Annotated in this window: 13 protein-coding genes; 3 read left to right on the top strand and 10 right to left on the bottom strand. The window is 72.8% G+C overall.

The genetic code is table 11. The features are described 5' to 3' along the window. Positions 1 to 4: 4 nt before the first annotated feature. From B4U46_RS29695 to B4U46_RS29685, 3 genes are read right to left on the bottom strand one after another with little or no spacing between them, the layout of a single operon-like run. On the bottom strand, positions 5 to 637 hold the full coding sequence (locus B4U46_RS29695) for a LutC/YkgG family protein (RefSeq protein WP_079430705.1): 633 nt from the start codon (positions 635 to 637) through the stop codon (positions 5 to 7). Next, the gene (locus B4U46_RS29690; RefSeq protein WP_079430704.1) at positions 634 to 2,112 is read right to left on the bottom strand and encodes a lactate utilization protein B; all 1,479 of its coding nucleotides are present in this window, start codon (positions 2,110 to 2,112) and stop codon (positions 634 to 636) included. Before B4U46_RS29690 ends, B4U46_RS29695 begins: the two co-directional genes overlap by 4 nt. Next, entirely contained in the window at positions 2,109 to 2,864 is a 756-nt protein-coding gene (locus B4U46_RS29685) for a (Fe-S)-binding protein (protein WP_079430703.1), read from the bottom strand. The genes B4U46_RS29690 and B4U46_RS29685 overlap by 4 nt, the downstream gene beginning before the upstream one ends. An 18-nt stretch (positions 2,865 to 2,882) precedes the next feature. Between B4U46_RS29685 and cobF the strand changes: the two genes are divergently transcribed. Next, a complete protein-coding gene (gene cobF, locus B4U46_RS29680; protein WP_079430702.1) occupies positions 2,883 to 3,635 on the top strand; it encodes a precorrin-6A synthase (deacetylating) in 753 nt (250 codons plus the stop codon). Positions 3,636 to 3,666: 31 nt separating this feature from the next. On the opposite strand, the gene B4U46_RS29675 is transcribed toward cobF, so the two are convergent. Together B4U46_RS29675 and B4U46_RS29670 are read right to left on the bottom strand one after the other, a co-directional pair. After that, a complete protein-coding gene (locus B4U46_RS29675) occupies positions 3,667 to 4,809 on the bottom strand; it encodes an aminotransferase class V-fold PLP-dependent enzyme (RefSeq protein WP_079432074.1) in 1,143 nt (380 codons plus the stop codon). Positions 4,810 to 4,960: 151 nt separating this feature from the next. Beyond that, on the bottom strand, positions 4,961 to 6,565 hold the full coding sequence (locus B4U46_RS29670; RefSeq protein ID WP_261340948.1) for a glycoside hydrolase family 71 protein: 1,605 nt from the start codon (positions 6,563 to 6,565) through the stop codon (positions 4,961 to 4,963). 244 nt (positions 6,566 to 6,809) lie between these two features. On the opposite strand from B4U46_RS29670, the gene B4U46_RS29665 reads away from it, so the two are divergent. Then, positions 6,810 to 8,147, top strand: coding sequence for a DUF2254 domain-containing protein (locus B4U46_RS29665; RefSeq protein WP_107438344.1), 1,338 nt, complete (start codon positions 6,810 to 6,812; stop codon positions 8,145 to 8,147). A gap of 109 nt (positions 8,148 to 8,256) precedes the next feature. Further along, positions 8,257 to 8,745, top strand: coding sequence for a hypothetical protein (locus B4U46_RS29660; RefSeq protein WP_079430699.1), 489 nt, complete (start codon positions 8,257 to 8,259; stop codon positions 8,743 to 8,745). A gap of 108 nt (positions 8,746 to 8,853) precedes the next feature. Here B4U46_RS29660 and B4U46_RS29655 read toward each other — a convergent pair whose 3' ends face one another. From B4U46_RS29655 to B4U46_RS29635, 5 genes are all read right to left on the bottom strand, one after another. After that, positions 8,854 to 11,073, bottom strand: a complete 2,220-nt coding sequence (locus B4U46_RS29655) for an NADP-dependent isocitrate dehydrogenase (protein WP_079430698.1) — start codon at positions 11,071 to 11,073, stop codon at positions 8,854 to 8,856. Between the two features lie 198 nt (positions 11,074 to 11,271). Next, positions 11,272 to 11,625 (bottom strand): DUF805 domain-containing protein, encoded by a 354-nt coding sequence (locus B4U46_RS29650; protein ID WP_079430697.1) that lies wholly within the window; start codon positions 11,623 to 11,625, stop codon positions 11,272 to 11,274. 160 nt (positions 11,626 to 11,785) lie between these two features. Continuing rightward, the gene (locus B4U46_RS29645; protein ID WP_079430696.1) at positions 11,786 to 12,616 is read right to left on the bottom strand and encodes a chitosanase; all 831 of its coding nucleotides are present in this window, start codon (positions 12,614 to 12,616) and stop codon (positions 11,786 to 11,788) included. Positions 12,617 to 12,751: 135 nt separating this feature from the next. Beyond that, positions 12,752 to 13,834 (bottom strand): magnesium/cobalt transporter CorA, encoded by a 1,083-nt coding sequence (gene corA / locus B4U46_RS29640; protein WP_079430695.1) that lies wholly within the window; start codon positions 13,832 to 13,834, stop codon positions 12,752 to 12,754. A 73-nt stretch (positions 13,835 to 13,907) separates the two neighbouring features. Then, positions 13,908 to 14,297, bottom strand: a complete 390-nt coding sequence (locus tag B4U46_RS29635; protein WP_079430694.1) for a TOBE domain-containing protein — start codon at positions 14,295 to 14,297, stop codon at positions 13,908 to 13,910. Positions 14,298 to 14,316: the final 19 nt, after the last annotated feature.

Raw genomic sequence — 14,316 nt, 5'->3', positions numbered from 1 at the left:
GCGCTCATTGTGCGGGTGTGTCGAGGAGGACCACGTCCAGGGTGCGGGGGCCGTGTACGCCCTCGACCCGGTCGAGTTCGATGTCGCTGGTGGCGGAGGGTCCCGAGATCCAGGTCAGCGGGCGGGCGGGATCGAGGCGTTCGAGGGCCTGCGGAACGGAGTCCACGACCTGGGCCGGGACCCGGACCACGCAGACGTGGTGGTCGGGGATCAGGGTGATGCGGCGCCGGCCCTGATCGGGGCCGCCGTCCAGGACGATCGTGCCGGTCTCGGCGATGGCCAGGGCGCAGCCGGTGACGGCGCTGTCGACGCCGTCCAGGTCGCGGGGGGTGGAGCCCGCGCGGTCGTGGATCCGGGTGGCGTCGGCGGCCGAGAGCCAGTGCGGGGGCAGGCCCAGCGGGACGAGGACCGTGCGGGAGGCGGAGAGCAGGCGGGCGAGGAGGAGCGGGAGGCCGTCCTCGTCGGTGCGGTGGACCCTGGCCCGGTACTCCGTGAGGTGGGCGGCGAGCAGGTCGGCCGTCTCGGCCGGGGTGCGGGTGCCGTGGGTGCGGAGGTAGTCCCGGGGGATGGGTGGGGCGTCCGGGTTCTGGGCGGTGGCCCGCCGGATGCGGGACAGGATGCGGTCCTTGGTGCTCAATGCCGGTTCCCCCGTTCGCGGAGCCACCAGTCGCGGAAGGGTTCCGCCGGGATGTCGGGAAGGGCGCGGGTGTCCGTCCAGGCGCGGCCGGGGCCCGGGAGCCGGCGGGGGCGCAGGCGGCGGGCGCGGGCCAGGAGGCGTTCGGCGGTGCGCAGGGCGCCGGGGTGGTCCAGGAGGAGGCGGGCCGCGCGCATGGCGGCCCGTTCGGCGGTGTGTCCGTGCGCGGGGCGCAGGCGTACCCGGACCCCGGCGCGGGTGGCGGGGCCGCCCTGGACGACGCGTTCGCGCAGGTGGACCAGGACCTCGGGGATGTCGATGGCGACCGGGCAGACCTCGTAGCAGGCCCCGCACAGGGTGGAGGCGTAGGGCAGGGTGGCGTCGATGTCGCTGCCGGTGCCGCGCAGTTGGGGGCTGAGGATGGCCCCGATGGGGCCGGGGTAGACGGAGCCGTAGGCGTGGCCGCCGGCGCGTTCGTAGACGGGGCAGACGTTGAGGCAGGCGGAGCAGCGGATGCAGCGCAGGGCCTGCCGCCCGGTCTCGTCGGCGAGGGTGTCGGTGCGGCCGTTGTCGAGGAGGACGAGGTGGAAGGCGGACGGGCCGTCGCCGTCCGTGGTCCCCGTCCACATGGTGGTGTACGGGTTCATCCGCTCGGCCGTGGAGGAGCGCGGCAAGGTCTGGAGGAAGACTTCCAGGTCGCGGAAGGCGGGGACGACCTTCTCGATGCCGACGACCGAGATCAGGGTCTCCGGCAGGGTCAGGCACATCCGGCCGTTGCCCTCGGATTCGAGGACGACCATGGTTCCGGTCTCGGCGACCATGAAGTTGGCGCCGGAGACGGCGACTTTGGCGCGCAGGAACTTCTCGCGGAGGTGGAGCCGGGCGGCTTCGGCGAGTTCGCGCGGGTCGTCGCCGAGGTCTTCGGGGGCGGGTCGGCCCCAACTCGCCATCTCACTGCGGAAGATGTCGCGGATCTCGTCGCGGTTGCGGTGGATGGCGGGGACGAGGATGTGCGAGGGCCGGTCGTGGCCGAGCTGGACGATGAGCTCGGCGAGGTCGGTCTCGTACGCGGCGATCCCGGCGGCCTCCAGGGCCTCGTTGAGGCCGATCTCCTGGGTGGCCATCGATTTGACCTTGACGACCTCGCGTTCGCCGGTGGCCAGGACCAGGCCGGTCACGATGCGGTTGGCCTCGTCCGCGTCGGCCGCCCAGTGCACGGTGCCGCCGGCCGCGGTGACGGAGGCCTCCAGCTGGAGGAGGTAGTGGTCGAGGTGGCGCAGGGTGTGGTCCTTGACGGCCTTGCCGGCCGCGCGGAGCCGGTCCCAGTCGGTGAGTTCGGTGACGGCGCGGGCCCGTTTGTCGCGGATGGTGTGGGTGGCGCGGCGGAGGTTGGCGCGCAGGACCTCGTCCCGTACGGCCTCCCCCGCCGCCTCGGGGAAGGGCGGGAAGGAGGGCATGCCCAGGTTCGTGCGGGTCATGGCAGCGGGTCCTCCTCGGCCGACGCCAGGATCTCGGCGAGGTGCAGGGTGCGCAGCGGGGCCCCGGCGTGGCGGAGGGTGCCGTCGAGGTGGGCGAGGCAGGAGTTGTCGGCCCCGCACAGGACCTCGGCGCCCGTGGCCAGCGCGGCGGCGGTCTTGTCGGCGCCCATGGCGGCGGAGACGCCGGGGTTCTTGACGGCGAAGGTGCCGCCGAACCCGCAGCACTCCTCGGCGCCGGGAAGTGCGACGAGTTCCAGGCCCTTGACGGCGGCCAGCAGCCGGCGGGGGCGCTCGCCCAGCCCGAGGGTGCGCAGGCCGTGGCAGGAGGGGTGGTAGGTGACGGTGTGGGGGAAGTACGCGCCGACGTCGGTGACGCCGAGCACGTCGACGAGGAACTCGGTGAGCTCGTACACGCGCGGTACGAATTCCTCCGCGAGCCGTTCCAGTCCGCTCCCCCGCCCCTCCCGGGCGGCCTGGCGGGCGATGCGCGGGTAGTGCGCGCGGACCATGGCGGCGCAGGAGCCGGAGGGGGTGACCACGTGGTCGTAGCCGGCGAAGGCCTCCGCGGTGCGGCGCAGCAGGGGTTCGGCCTCGCGGCGGTAGCCGGTGTTGTACTGGGGCTGGCCGCAGCAGCTCTGGGCCGCCGGGAAGTCCACGTCGACGCCGAGCCGCTCCAGGAGGCGGACGACGGCGATGCCCGTACGGGGGTACAGGGCGTCGTTGACGCAGGTGACGAACAGGGCGACACGCATGGTGGGCACAATAGCCCGGTGAAGAAGTTCTCAGTGATCGGTATAGGCGCGGGCGACCCGGACCACCTGACCCTCCAGGCGGTCAGGGCGATCGGCGCGGCGGACGCATTCCTCATCCTGGAGAAGGGGGAGGAGAAGGCGGACCTGACGGGACTGCGGCGCACCATGCTGGAGGCGCACGCCCGGCCCGGTCACCGTCTGGTGGAGGGCCGCGACCCGGACCGCGACCGGACCCCGGCCCAGTACGCGCCGACGGTGGACGGCTGGCGCAGCGCCCGGGCGGAGATCTTCGAGCGGTTCATCGCCGAGGACCTGGCGGACGGCGAGACGGGCGCGTTCCTGGTGTGGGGCGACCCCTCGCTGTACGACTCCACGCTCGCGATCCTCGACGAGGTGCTGGAGCGTGGCCGGGTGGCCTTCGAGCACGAGGTGGTGCCGGGCATCAGCAGCGTGTCGGCGCTGCTGGCGCGCCACCGCACCAACCTGAACCGGGTCGGGCGCCCGGTCCAGATCACCACGGGCCGGCGACTGGCGGAGGGCTGGCCGCAGGACGTGGACGACGTGGTGGTGATGCTGGACGCCCGGCACGCGTTCACCGCCCACCTGGACCAGGACCTGTTCATCTACTGGGGTGCGTACGTGGGCACCCCGGACGAGATCCTGGTCTCGGGCAAGCTGTCGGAGGTGGCCGGCCGCATCGAGGAGCTGCGGACCGAGGCCCGGGCCCGCAAGGGCTGGATCATGGACACCTACCTGCTGCGCCGCCCCTGAGGCGGCAGGCGGGCCGGCGCAGGCAGGCGGGTCAGCGCAGGTAGGCGGGCAGGGCCGCGGCGAGGCGTTCGTACTCCTCGGGCCGGTTGTAGACCTGCCCGCACACCCGCAGCCCGCCGCCGCCCGGCCGGGGCCAGACCAGGACGCGGATCCGGAGCTTCGCGGCCAGTTCCTCGCGCAGTGCCGTGGCCGCCTCGCGGGTCTCGGCGACGCCGGGCGGCAGCAGCAGGGAGCGCAGGGCCAGGCCCGCGGTGTGCGGCAGCGGGGTGAGGCCCGGGACCCGGGCGAGGAGTTCGGCGCCGTAGCCTGCCAGGGCGCTGTTGTGGGCCCGGACCCGTTCGGCGCCGAGGCGTTCCAGGAGGTCAAGGCCCTCGGGGGCGGCCAGCCAGCCGGTGTAGTCGAAGGTGGCCCGGTACTCGACGGAGAGCGGGAAGCCCCGGTGGTCCTCCCAGGAGGGGCTGAGGGAGCGGACCCGGGCGCGGTGGGCGGGGGCCACGGCGAGGAGGCCGCTGCCGGAGGGGGCGTACCCCCATTTGTGCAGGTTCCCGAACCAGAAGTCGGCGCCCGCGGCGACCGGCTCGGCGAGCATGCCGGGGGCGTGGGCGCCGTCGACGACGGTGGTGATCCCGCGCGCGGCGAGGTCGGCGAGGAGCCGGGGGCCGGCGATGAGGCGGGCGGTGGGCGAGCTGACGTGGTCGAGCACGGCCACCCGGGTGCGGGGGGTGACCCCGGCCAGTACGGCCTCCCGTACGGCGTCCTCGTCGGGGAGGCGGGGGTCCAGGGTGACCGTGGTGACCTTCGCCCGGCGGGCGGCGGCGTCCACGACGGTGCCGTAGCCGTGGTCGGTGACCAGGATCTCGTCGCCTTCGGCGAGGGGGATCGCGTCGAGGGCGAGGTTGGCGCCCTCGGTGGCGTTGGAGATGAAGCAGAGGCCGTCCGGGTCCGCCCCCAGGCGCGCCGCGATCCGGCCCCGGGCTGCGGTGAGCCGTTCGGAGACCCCGTTGAAGAACGCGTCGGGGTCTGCGTGGGCCTCGGTGCGCAGGGCTTCCTGGACGGCCTGGACGGGCAGCGGGACCGCCCCGTACGAGCCGTGGTTGAGGTGCGCGACGGCGGGGTCCAGCCGGAAGAGGGCGGGGCCGCCGGGGAAGGCGGACGGGGCGGTCGGAGCGGTCACGGATGCCTCCGGGTCGGGGACGGGCGGGCGCACGCGGCCTCGTGGGCCGGCCCGGGCAGCATGCGACGGGGCCGGGGCCCGGCGAAAGGGCCGCTTGGGCGGGATTGGCCTGGCGCCGCCCCTCCGGCGCCCGCTTTGGCCTGCCTTGCCCCTACCCGGACCGTCCGCTGGTCGCCGCGTAGTACTGGAGGTCCTGCACCGGCACCGTGCGGTCCGCCGGGTAGGGCAGTTCCACCTCCGCCGTGGCCCGGCCGTCGCGGACCAGCCGGGCGGAGCTGATGCCGGGCCCGAGCGGGAGCAGTTCGGCGTGGAGGCCGGCCGGGGCCGCGTACTCGCGCGCGGTGCGGCCGACGGCGGTACGGACGGTCCCGGGGGCCGTGAGGAAGCTGAGCACTTCCACGGTGTCCCGGGCGGCGGCGCTGCCCTTGCGCAGGGACATCAGCTGGGACTGGGCGCCCGTCGGACCGGTGTCCGCGAACTGGGTGCGGGCGGTGAGGTAGAGGGTGTCGCGGACGATGCGCGGCCAGGCGCCGGTCTTGAAGCGGGTCAGGTAGTACGAGGTGAGGTCCAGGTAGGCGTAGCCGTTGTGCAGGGACGGCGCGAACTGGCTGCCCTCGGAGTAGTCGTTCCAGGTGGTGAGCTGGACCCAGTCGGCGCCGTCCTCGATGGCGTGGGTCCATGTGGACCGCAGGGTGGCGGTGTTGCCGGCCTCGTCGTAGATCCCCTGGTTGGGGCGGGCGTCCTGGACGGACACGGGCTGCATCCAGATCCCGCCCAGCTGGCGGGCCCGCCGGACGTCGGCGGTGGCGCCCTCCTGGCCGGCGTAGCTGCGGCTGCCCCACTCGGAGAAGCCGTAGCTGATCGGCGCGAAGGCCTCGGCGTGGGCGTCGAAGTCGAGGAAGAGCGGGACGAGGGCGGTCCGGATCCCGTGCCGGGTCCGGAGGGTGTCGATGACCCTGCCCCACCAGGCGGGGTCCTTCTGCTCGGCCTTGAACGGGGAGAGGACCAGGCGGCCGTCGGCGAGGCGGTGGGCGGCGGGTGACGCGGCGAGGGTGGCGACGGCTCCGGCGAGCACCGCGGGGTCGTCGGTGTCCAGGGCGGTCATGTCGGGCATCAGCATGATCTTGAAGGCGGGGTCCGCCGCGTGGGCCGCCTCCATCAGCCGCCGGGCGCGCTCCCAGTTCTTGCCGGAGAGGGAGAGCAGGTCGAGGGTGAAGCCGTCGATGCCCGCGTCCCGGGCGGTGCGCACCTCCTGCCGGAGGTTGGCGTACTCCCAGTCCCCGGCCTTCGGCGGCATGGGCAGGGGGCGGTCGCGCAGCAGGCCCCCGTAGCGCTGGTGCTTGCCGTTCTCACCGCCGGGGTCGAGGTAGTTGCGGGTGTAGTAGTCGGAGTCGGCGCTCGCGTTGTCCAGGGAGAGCGGGTACGGGGTGAAGTAGTGGGCGAACACGAGCTTGCGGCCGGCCTCGCCGGAGCGCAGGGCGCCCGGGCCGGGCAGGTCGAAGGGGAGGGCGCCGGCGGGGCGCGGGCCGCCGGTGTCCTCTTGGCCGCGGGTGGCCGGGGGCGGCGTCGCCCCGCCCTTGGCCGCGCCCTGGTCCCCGCCCGCGGGCTTCGCGGCGGAGGGACCGGCGGACGCCGGCGCCCCGGTCGCGGGGGCGGCCGCCGGGGCGGGGGCACCGGAGGGGAAGGGGTCCCAGGCGGTGCCGGTGGCGGCGCCGGCACCGACCAGCAGGAACACCGCGAGCAGCAGAGCCGCCAACGCCCCGCTCCCCCGCAGCCGCGGGCGGCGCCGGTGCGAAGAGGGTCTGCGCGCAGGCCCGTTGGTCCGCCGGTCCGCTGTCATCGCCGAGCCCCTTCCTGGCACGCGCCCCACCGGGGGCTGCACAGCAGTAGAGCCGATGTCCGCGGTGCGGACAACCGTTCCCCGGGGCGGGTGGCGGCACGTACGTCACGGCGACCTCAGGAACCACGAAGACCGCTTTGCCGGGGCTAATTTGGCGTGCATGCCGATGACCGTGGTGCGGCGCCGCCGAGGGGTGCTCCCGAGGCTGCGCAAACGCATGCGCAACTCCTTCCTCTTCGTGCCGTTCGCGGGCCTGCTGATCGGCTGGGTGCTGGCCACGGTGGTGGTCCGGGCGGACTCCTTCATCCACGACCTGGACGCCCGCTGGACCGGCGTGGACCTCTCCGGGCTGTGGTTCCTGCGCACGGCCGCGGACTTCGGGTCGGCGGCCAAGACGGCGGTGGCCGCGGTCAGCTCGGCGATGCTGACGTTCATCGGCGTGGTCTTCTCGATCACCCTGGTCGCGCTCCAGATGGCGGCGGGCCAGTTCTCGCCGCGGGTGCTGCGCATCTACGTGGAGAGCCGGGTCACGAAACTGACCCTGGGGACCTTCCTGTGCACCTTCCTGTACACCCTGCGCGTGCAGAAGGAGTACGGCTCCTCCACCGACGACAGCGATGCCGTCGTGCCCTACCTGGGCTCTTCGCTCGCCATGGGGTTCCTGCTGCTGAGCCTGGTCCTGTTCGTCGTCTACGTGCACTCCACCATCCGGCTGATGAGGGTGACGTACGTGATGGACCGGGTGTGCCAGGAGAGCCTGCGGCTGATCCGGGACAGCGCCGGGCCCGCGCGCGCCTTGGCCGGGGACGCCGGGGAGCGGGGCGCGGATCCGGGCGGCACGGCGGTCGGGCACGTGTGGCGGCCCGGTGTGCTCCAGGCCGTGGACGTGCCGCGGCTGGTGGCCCTCGCCGGGCGGGACGGGCTCGTGCTGCACCTCGTCCCCCGGATCGGGGACTACCTGGTGCCGCACACCCCCCTGTTCCGGGTCGCGGGCGGGCCGGCGCCGTCCGACGCGGAGCTCCAGGCGGCACTGGAGCTGGGTGTGGAGCGGACCACCGAGCAGGACCTGGCCTTCGGGATCCGCCAGCTCGCCGACATCGCCTCGCGCGCCCTGTCCCCCGCGGTCAACGACCCGACGACGGCGGTACAGGCCCTCGACCGGATCCAGGTGCTGCTGACCGCCTTCGCCCTCCAGCCCCTGGGGCGGGCGTACCACCAGGACGCGGACGGCGCGGTGCGGCTGGTGGAGACCCTGCCGAGCTGGCCGGAGCTGCTGGACCTGGCCCTCACCGAGGTGCGGGACTACGGGATCGGCTCGGCCCAGGTCACCCGGCGGATCGCGGCCTGCCTGGACGACTTGGAACGGCTCGCCCCGCCCGACCGGCGCGAGCCGGTACGGCGCCACCGGGACCTCCTGGAGGAGGCCGTCCACACCACGGCGGCGAGCCCGCAGCGGTCGGCGTTCGCCCTCCAGCCGGACCGGCAGGGCATCGGCTGAAACCCACGGCCGCGGAATACGACATTCCCCTAGTCATCCGTGTGAAGTGGCGCATAATCGTCGTCACGCGGCTCGAACCATCCCAGCTGCCGCACCAATCACGCGTGCGATGGGGGGCATCGTGATGATGGGGGACTCCAGACCGGCACGGTCGGACGGCGCGGCCGGGACCTTACCGGCCACCTCGACCGAGTTGTCGGTCCTGCTCACGACCGTACGGCGGGGCCGGGTGCTGACCGTGACGGGCCGCTTCCGCGAGCCGCGCGGCCTGCTGGTACGGGACATCGCGCGGCGGATCTCGTCCAATTTCTGCGACGGCGCCTCGGTGGTCTCCGTGTCCGGGGACGGCGGCGTGCGCGAGCTCGTGGCCGCGCTGGGGTGCCTGCCCGGTATGCCCTTCCTGCCCTGCGGGACCGCCGACGCCGCGTCCTGGCTGGCCGAACGGGACATGCTGCTGGTCCTGGACGACAGTGACCGGCTCTCCCCCGAGGCCCTGGCCTGGCTGCGGCGGCTGCTCGCCGTGGCGCCCGGGCTGCGCATCCTGGCGGCCGGCCGCCGCCCCCTGGCCGTCGGCCAGGGCCGCGTCCACCGCCTCTGAGAGCCTTCCCCCGCCGCGGGGCCGGGCCCCGCGGATACGGGTCCGCCCCGGCCGGCGCCGTGCCGGCCGGGGCGGACCCGGACCACTACCGCCGTGTCAGGGGCGGCGTCAGCCCAGGAGCGCGAGCGCCTGGTTCAGCGTCGCGGAGGGACGCATCACGGCCTCGGCCTTGACCGGGTCGGGCTGGTAGTAGCCGCCGATGTCGGCCGGGGTGCCCTGGACGGCGACGAGCTCGGAGACGATGGTCTCCTCCTGCTCGGCCAGCGTCTTGGCAAGCGGCTCGAAGGCGGCGGCCAGCTGGGCGTCGTCGCTCTGGCCGGCCAGCTCCTGCGCCCAGTACAGGGCGAGGTAGAAGTGGCTGCCGCGGTTGTCGATGCCGCCGAGGCGACGGGTCGGCGACTTGTCCTCGTTGAGGAAGGTGCCGGTGGCGCGGTCGAGGGTGTCGGCCAGCACCTGGGCGCGGGCGTTGCCCGTGGTGGCGGACAGGTGCTCGAAGGAGGCGGCCAGCGCGAAGAACTCGCCGAGGGAGTCCCAGCGCAGGTAGTTCTCCTTGACCAGCTGCTGGACGTGCTTCGGGGCGGAGCCGCCGGCGCCCGTCTCGAAGAGGCCGCCGCCCGCCATCAGCGGGACGACCGACAGCATCTTGGCGCTGGTGCCCAGCTCCAGGATCGGGAAGAGGTCGGTCAGGTAGTCGCGCAGCACGTTGCCGGTCACCGAGATGGTGTCCTCGCCGCGGCGGATGCGCTCCAGGGAGAACTTGGTGGCCTCGACCGGGGAGAGGATCTCGATGGTGAGACCGTCGGTGTCGTGGTCGGCCAGGTAGGTCTTGACCTTGGCGATCAGCTGCGCGTCGTGGGCGCGGGTCTCGTCGAGCCAGAAGACGGCCGGGGCGCCGGTGGCGCGGGCGCGCGTGACGGCGAGCTTGACCCAGTCCTGGATGGGCAGGTCCTTGGTCTGGCAGGCGCGGAAGATGTCGCCGGCGGCGACCTCCTGCTCGATGACCGCGTTGCCCGCGGCGTCGACGACGCGGACGGTGCCCGCGGCGGCGATCTCGAAGGTCTTGTCGTGGCTGCCGTACTCCTCGGCCTTCTGGGCCATGAGGCCGACGTTCGGCACCGAGCCCATGGTGGCCGGGTCGAACGCGCCGTGGGCGCGGCAGTCCTCGACGACGGCCTGGTAGACGCCGGCGTAGCTGCTGTCCGGGAGGACGGCGAGGGTGTCGGCCTCGGCGCCGTCGGGGCCCCACATGTGGCCGGAGGTGCGGATCATGGCCGGCATCGAGGCGTCGACGATGACGTCGGACGGCACGTGCAGGTTGGTGATGCCCTTGTCGGAGTCGACCATCGCGAGGGCCGGGCCCTCGGCGATCTCGGCGTCGATCGAGGCCTTGATGGCGTCGCCGTCGGCGAGGGCGCCCAGGCCGTTCAGGATGGTGCCGAGGCCGTCGTTCGGGGACAGGCCGGCGGCGGCCAGGGTCTCGCCGTAGCGGGCGAAGGTCTTCGGGAGGAAGGCGCGGACCACGTGGCCGAAGATGATCGGGTCGGAGACCTTCATCATCGTGGCCTTGAGGTGCACGGAGAACAGGACGCCCTCGGCCTTGGCACGCGCGATCTGGTCGTTGAGGAAGGTGCGCAGCGCGTCGACGTGCATGACGGACGCGTCCACGACCTCGCCGGCGAGGACCGGTACGGACTCGCGCAGGACGGTGGTGGTGCCGTCGGCGGCCACGTGCTCGATGCGCAGGGTGCCGGCCTCGGCCATGACCGCGGACTTCTCGGTGGAGCGGAAGTCGTCGGCGCCCATGGTGGCGACGTTCGTCTTCGACTCGGGGGTCCAGGCGCCCATGCGGTGCGGGTGGGTCTTGGCGTAGTTCTTCACCGAGCCGGGGGCGCGGCGGTCGGAGTTGCCCTCGCGCAGGACCGGGTTGACGGCGCTGCCCTTGACCTTGTCGTAGCGGGCGCGGATCTCGCGCTCCTCGTCCGACTTCGGGTCGTCCGGGTAGTCCGGAAGGGCGTAGCCCTGGCCCTGGAGCTCGGCGATCGCGGCCTTCAGCTGCGGGATCGAGGCCGAGATGTTGGGCAGCTTGATGATGTTGGCCTCGGGGGTCTTCGCCAGCTCGCCGAGCTCGGCGAGGGCGTCGGCGATGCGCTGCCCCTCCTCGAGGTACTCGGGGAACAGGGCGATGATCCGACCGGCCAGGGAGATGTCACGGGTCTCGACATTCACACCGGCCGTCGACGCGTACGCCTGCACCACGGGCAGGAAGGAATACGTCGCGAGGGCCGGGGCCTCGTCAGTGTGCGTGTAGATGATGGTCGAGTCAGTCACCGGATGCTCCGCTCCACAGTCTGCGTCTCTCGTCTGCAACATTGCTCGACATCAAGATATCTCGTGATCGGCCCGGTCAGGACAGCCCCCTGCCGCAACCCGAGCGAGACGCGTGTCACCCCGGGCACACGCGAGCGCCGTCACCGGCCGTGAGGGGCCGGTGACGGCGCTTCGAGGTGCGGGCCGCCCGGAGGCGGATCAGGCGGCGATCTGCTTGGGGCTGGGGCCGTACGCGTTCGGTCCGGCGTCACCGTCGGTGGCCATCAGGACGATCATCCAGATGAACCCGACGAAGGGGATCAGGCTGATCAGGTACCACCATCCGGACTTCCCGGTGTCGTGCAGCCGGCGGACCGAGACCCCCAGGGACGGGAGGAACACGGCGAGGGTGTAGATCCAGGTGATGACCGGGTAGCTGCCGAGCGCGTAGTCCAGGATCGTCAGGACGATCACGATCGGGATGTTCCACAGGAGGAACATCCAGTACTCCTGGCGGCGGGCGCGGCCCTGGAAGTCGGCGTACCGCTTGATGACGTCGAGATAGTAGTTCACGAGCCCCCCTTGGGACGGAACCTGCGGCCCCTCCCCTGTAAAAAACGGGGCCGGGCCGGGGTTATGCCCCCGGGGCGACGCCCTCAAGCCACTTCGAGCCAACCGAATAAGGCCAGTACCGTTGGTTTCAAAGGGAGTTGGGCTGTTCAGCGGGCCGGGGTCAGCCGATGTGGTACGAGTCCCCGTACACCTTCCAGTCAAGCGGGGTGTTCAGGGCGAGGTTGCCCTTCTTGAGGAAGACGCGCTGGGCGGTGTCGACGCGGCTGGTGTCGCTGTGCGCCTCCTCCTGCTTCATCGCCCAGACGCGGGCGTCGAGGAAGGCGTTCAGCCATGCGGTCTCGCTGCCGCCCTGGGCGGGGGGCTTGGCCTTGGACAGGGCGCGCTTGCGGATGCTGCGGAAGCTGGTGGGGTCGGTGCCGTCGCCGTGCATGACGATGGCGTCGTAGTAGACGAACTGGCCGAGGGTGCCGACACCGTCGGACTTGCCCTGCCTGACGGCGGGGTCGAAGTAGACCCGGTCGCGCTCGTGGTCCTGGGCCTTCTTGAACTCGGCGTCCTGGGCGGCCTTGGCCCAGTCCCTGGTGAAGGCGGGGCCGAGGCCCGCGTGGGAGTCGCTGCCGTTGACCTTGCGCAGGGCCGGGAGGTACTTGGCGAGCACGTTCCCGGGCTTGACCTGGGTGTAGTACTCGACGAGGTCGAGCATGTCGCCGGTGCCGGAGCAGAAGCCGATGATGCCGGCGGTGTAGCCGCGGCCGTCGCCTATGTCCTCGATGTACTTGTACTGCGCCTTCCAGTCGAGGGAGGAGTTCTCGGCGCTGGAGACGATCTGCATGGCGATGTCCTTCTTCGCCGGGTCGTCCAGGCCCGCCGCCGCGCGGGCGGCGCGGGGGGCGGGGGCGGCGGGCGCGGCCTGGGCCGCGGCCGGGAGTGCGAGGAGGGTGGCGCCGAGGAGGGCGCCGATGGCCAGGGTGGTGCGACGAGGGGTGAACACAAGGCCTCCGTAGGGGGGTTGAGCCTTCCCTGTTCCGTTAGGAAACTTTCCTACCAGATACGGGAACCGGAGGACACCCCCTCGGGCACAGCCGTCCGGCACCCGTCCGTCCGCGCACCGGCGCGGACGGACGGCTCAGAGCCAGCCGTTGCGGCGGAAGCCCCGGTGGATGACGTAACAGGCCACCGCCATGACGGCGAGGACCAGCGGGTAGCCGTACGTCCAGTGCAGCTCCGGCATGTGGTCGAAGTTCATGCCGTACACCCCGCACACCATCGTCGGCACCGCCACGATCGCCGCCCACGCCGTGATCTTGCGCATGTCCTCGTTCTGCGCCACCGTCACCTGTGCCAGGTGCGCCTGGAGGATGGAGTCGAGGAGCCCGTCGTAGGCGGCGATCTGCTCCGTCGACCGCGTCAGGTGGTCGGCCACGTCCCGGAAGTACGCCCGGACGTCCGGCGGGATCACCGGTATCGGCTGCGTGGCGAGCTGTTCCAGCGGCCGCCCCAGCGGGGCCACCGCCCGGCGCAGTTCGAGGAGTTCGCGCTTGAGCTGGTAGATCCGGCCCGCGTCGCCCCGCCCGCCGTGCTCGCTGAAGACGGCCGTCTCCACGGCGTCCATGTCGCTCTGCACCGCGTCCGTGACGGCCACGTAGTCGTCGACCACATGGTCCGCCATGGCGTGCAGCACGGCCGCCGGACCCTTGGCCAGCTGCTCCGGCTCGGCCTCCAGCGCCTCGCGGACGGGACCGAGGGTGCCGTGGCCGCCGTGCCGGATGGTGATGACGAAGTCCTCGCCGACGAAGGCCATCAGCTCGCCGGTCTCCACCACCTCGCTGGTCGCCGTCAGTTCCTCGTGCTCGACGTAGCGGACGGTCTTGAACACCGCGAAGAGGGTGTCGTCGTAGCGCTCCACCTTGGGCCGCTGGTGGGCGTGGACGGCGTCCTCGACGGCCAGCGGGTGCAGCCCCAGCAGCTCCGCGAGCCTGGCGAGCTCCAGCTGGGAGGGCTCGTGCAGCCCTATCCAGACGAAGCCCTCGCCGGTCTTGCGGACCCGGCGCAGCGCCTCCTCGACCTCGCCGCAGCCCTCCTGGCGGATGCCGTCCTGGTAGACCACGCAGTTGACCACGGCGCTGCCGAGCGGCGAGCGGGCCGGGTGGCTGAGGTCGACGGCCCGCCGGTAGCCGCGGCGTACGGCCCGGCGCAGATTGCTGAACATGGACAACGCGGTACTTCCCTTCGGCGGATCAGCGGCCAGTCTGCCACCGCCGCGCCCGGGAACCCGCGGGAGGTCAGCCGCGGTCGACGAAGACGCTGGTCGACTTCACCCGCGCCGTGGCCCGCGAGCCCACCTCCAGGCCCAGCTCCTCCACGGCCTCCCGGGTGAGCAGGGAGACGATGCGGTGGGGGCCGGCCTGGATCTCGACCTGGGCGTCGACGGTGCCGAGCTTGACGCCGGTGACGATGCCGGGGAAGGCGTTGCGCGCCGAGGTGTAGGACTCCTCGCCGTCGGCCCCCTCCTGCGCCGCCTCGACGCAGAACGCGGCCAGGTCCGGGCCGTCGACCATGCGGCGGGTGCCCTCGCGGCGGGTGGGGAAGCGCTCGGCGTCGGCCCAGCGCCGGGCCGTGTCGACGCTGACGCCGAGCAGCCGGGCCGCCTGGCCGATGGTGTAGGACTCCATGGGCGCAGCTTAGGCCGGG

This window comes from Streptomyces katrae, from assembly GCF_002028425.1.
In the GTDB taxonomy this organism is placed as follows: domain Bacteria; phylum Actinomycetota; class Actinomycetes; order Streptomycetales; family Streptomycetaceae; genus Streptomyces; species Streptomyces katrae_A.
This window is presented reverse-complemented; position numbering and strand designations above follow the sequence as displayed.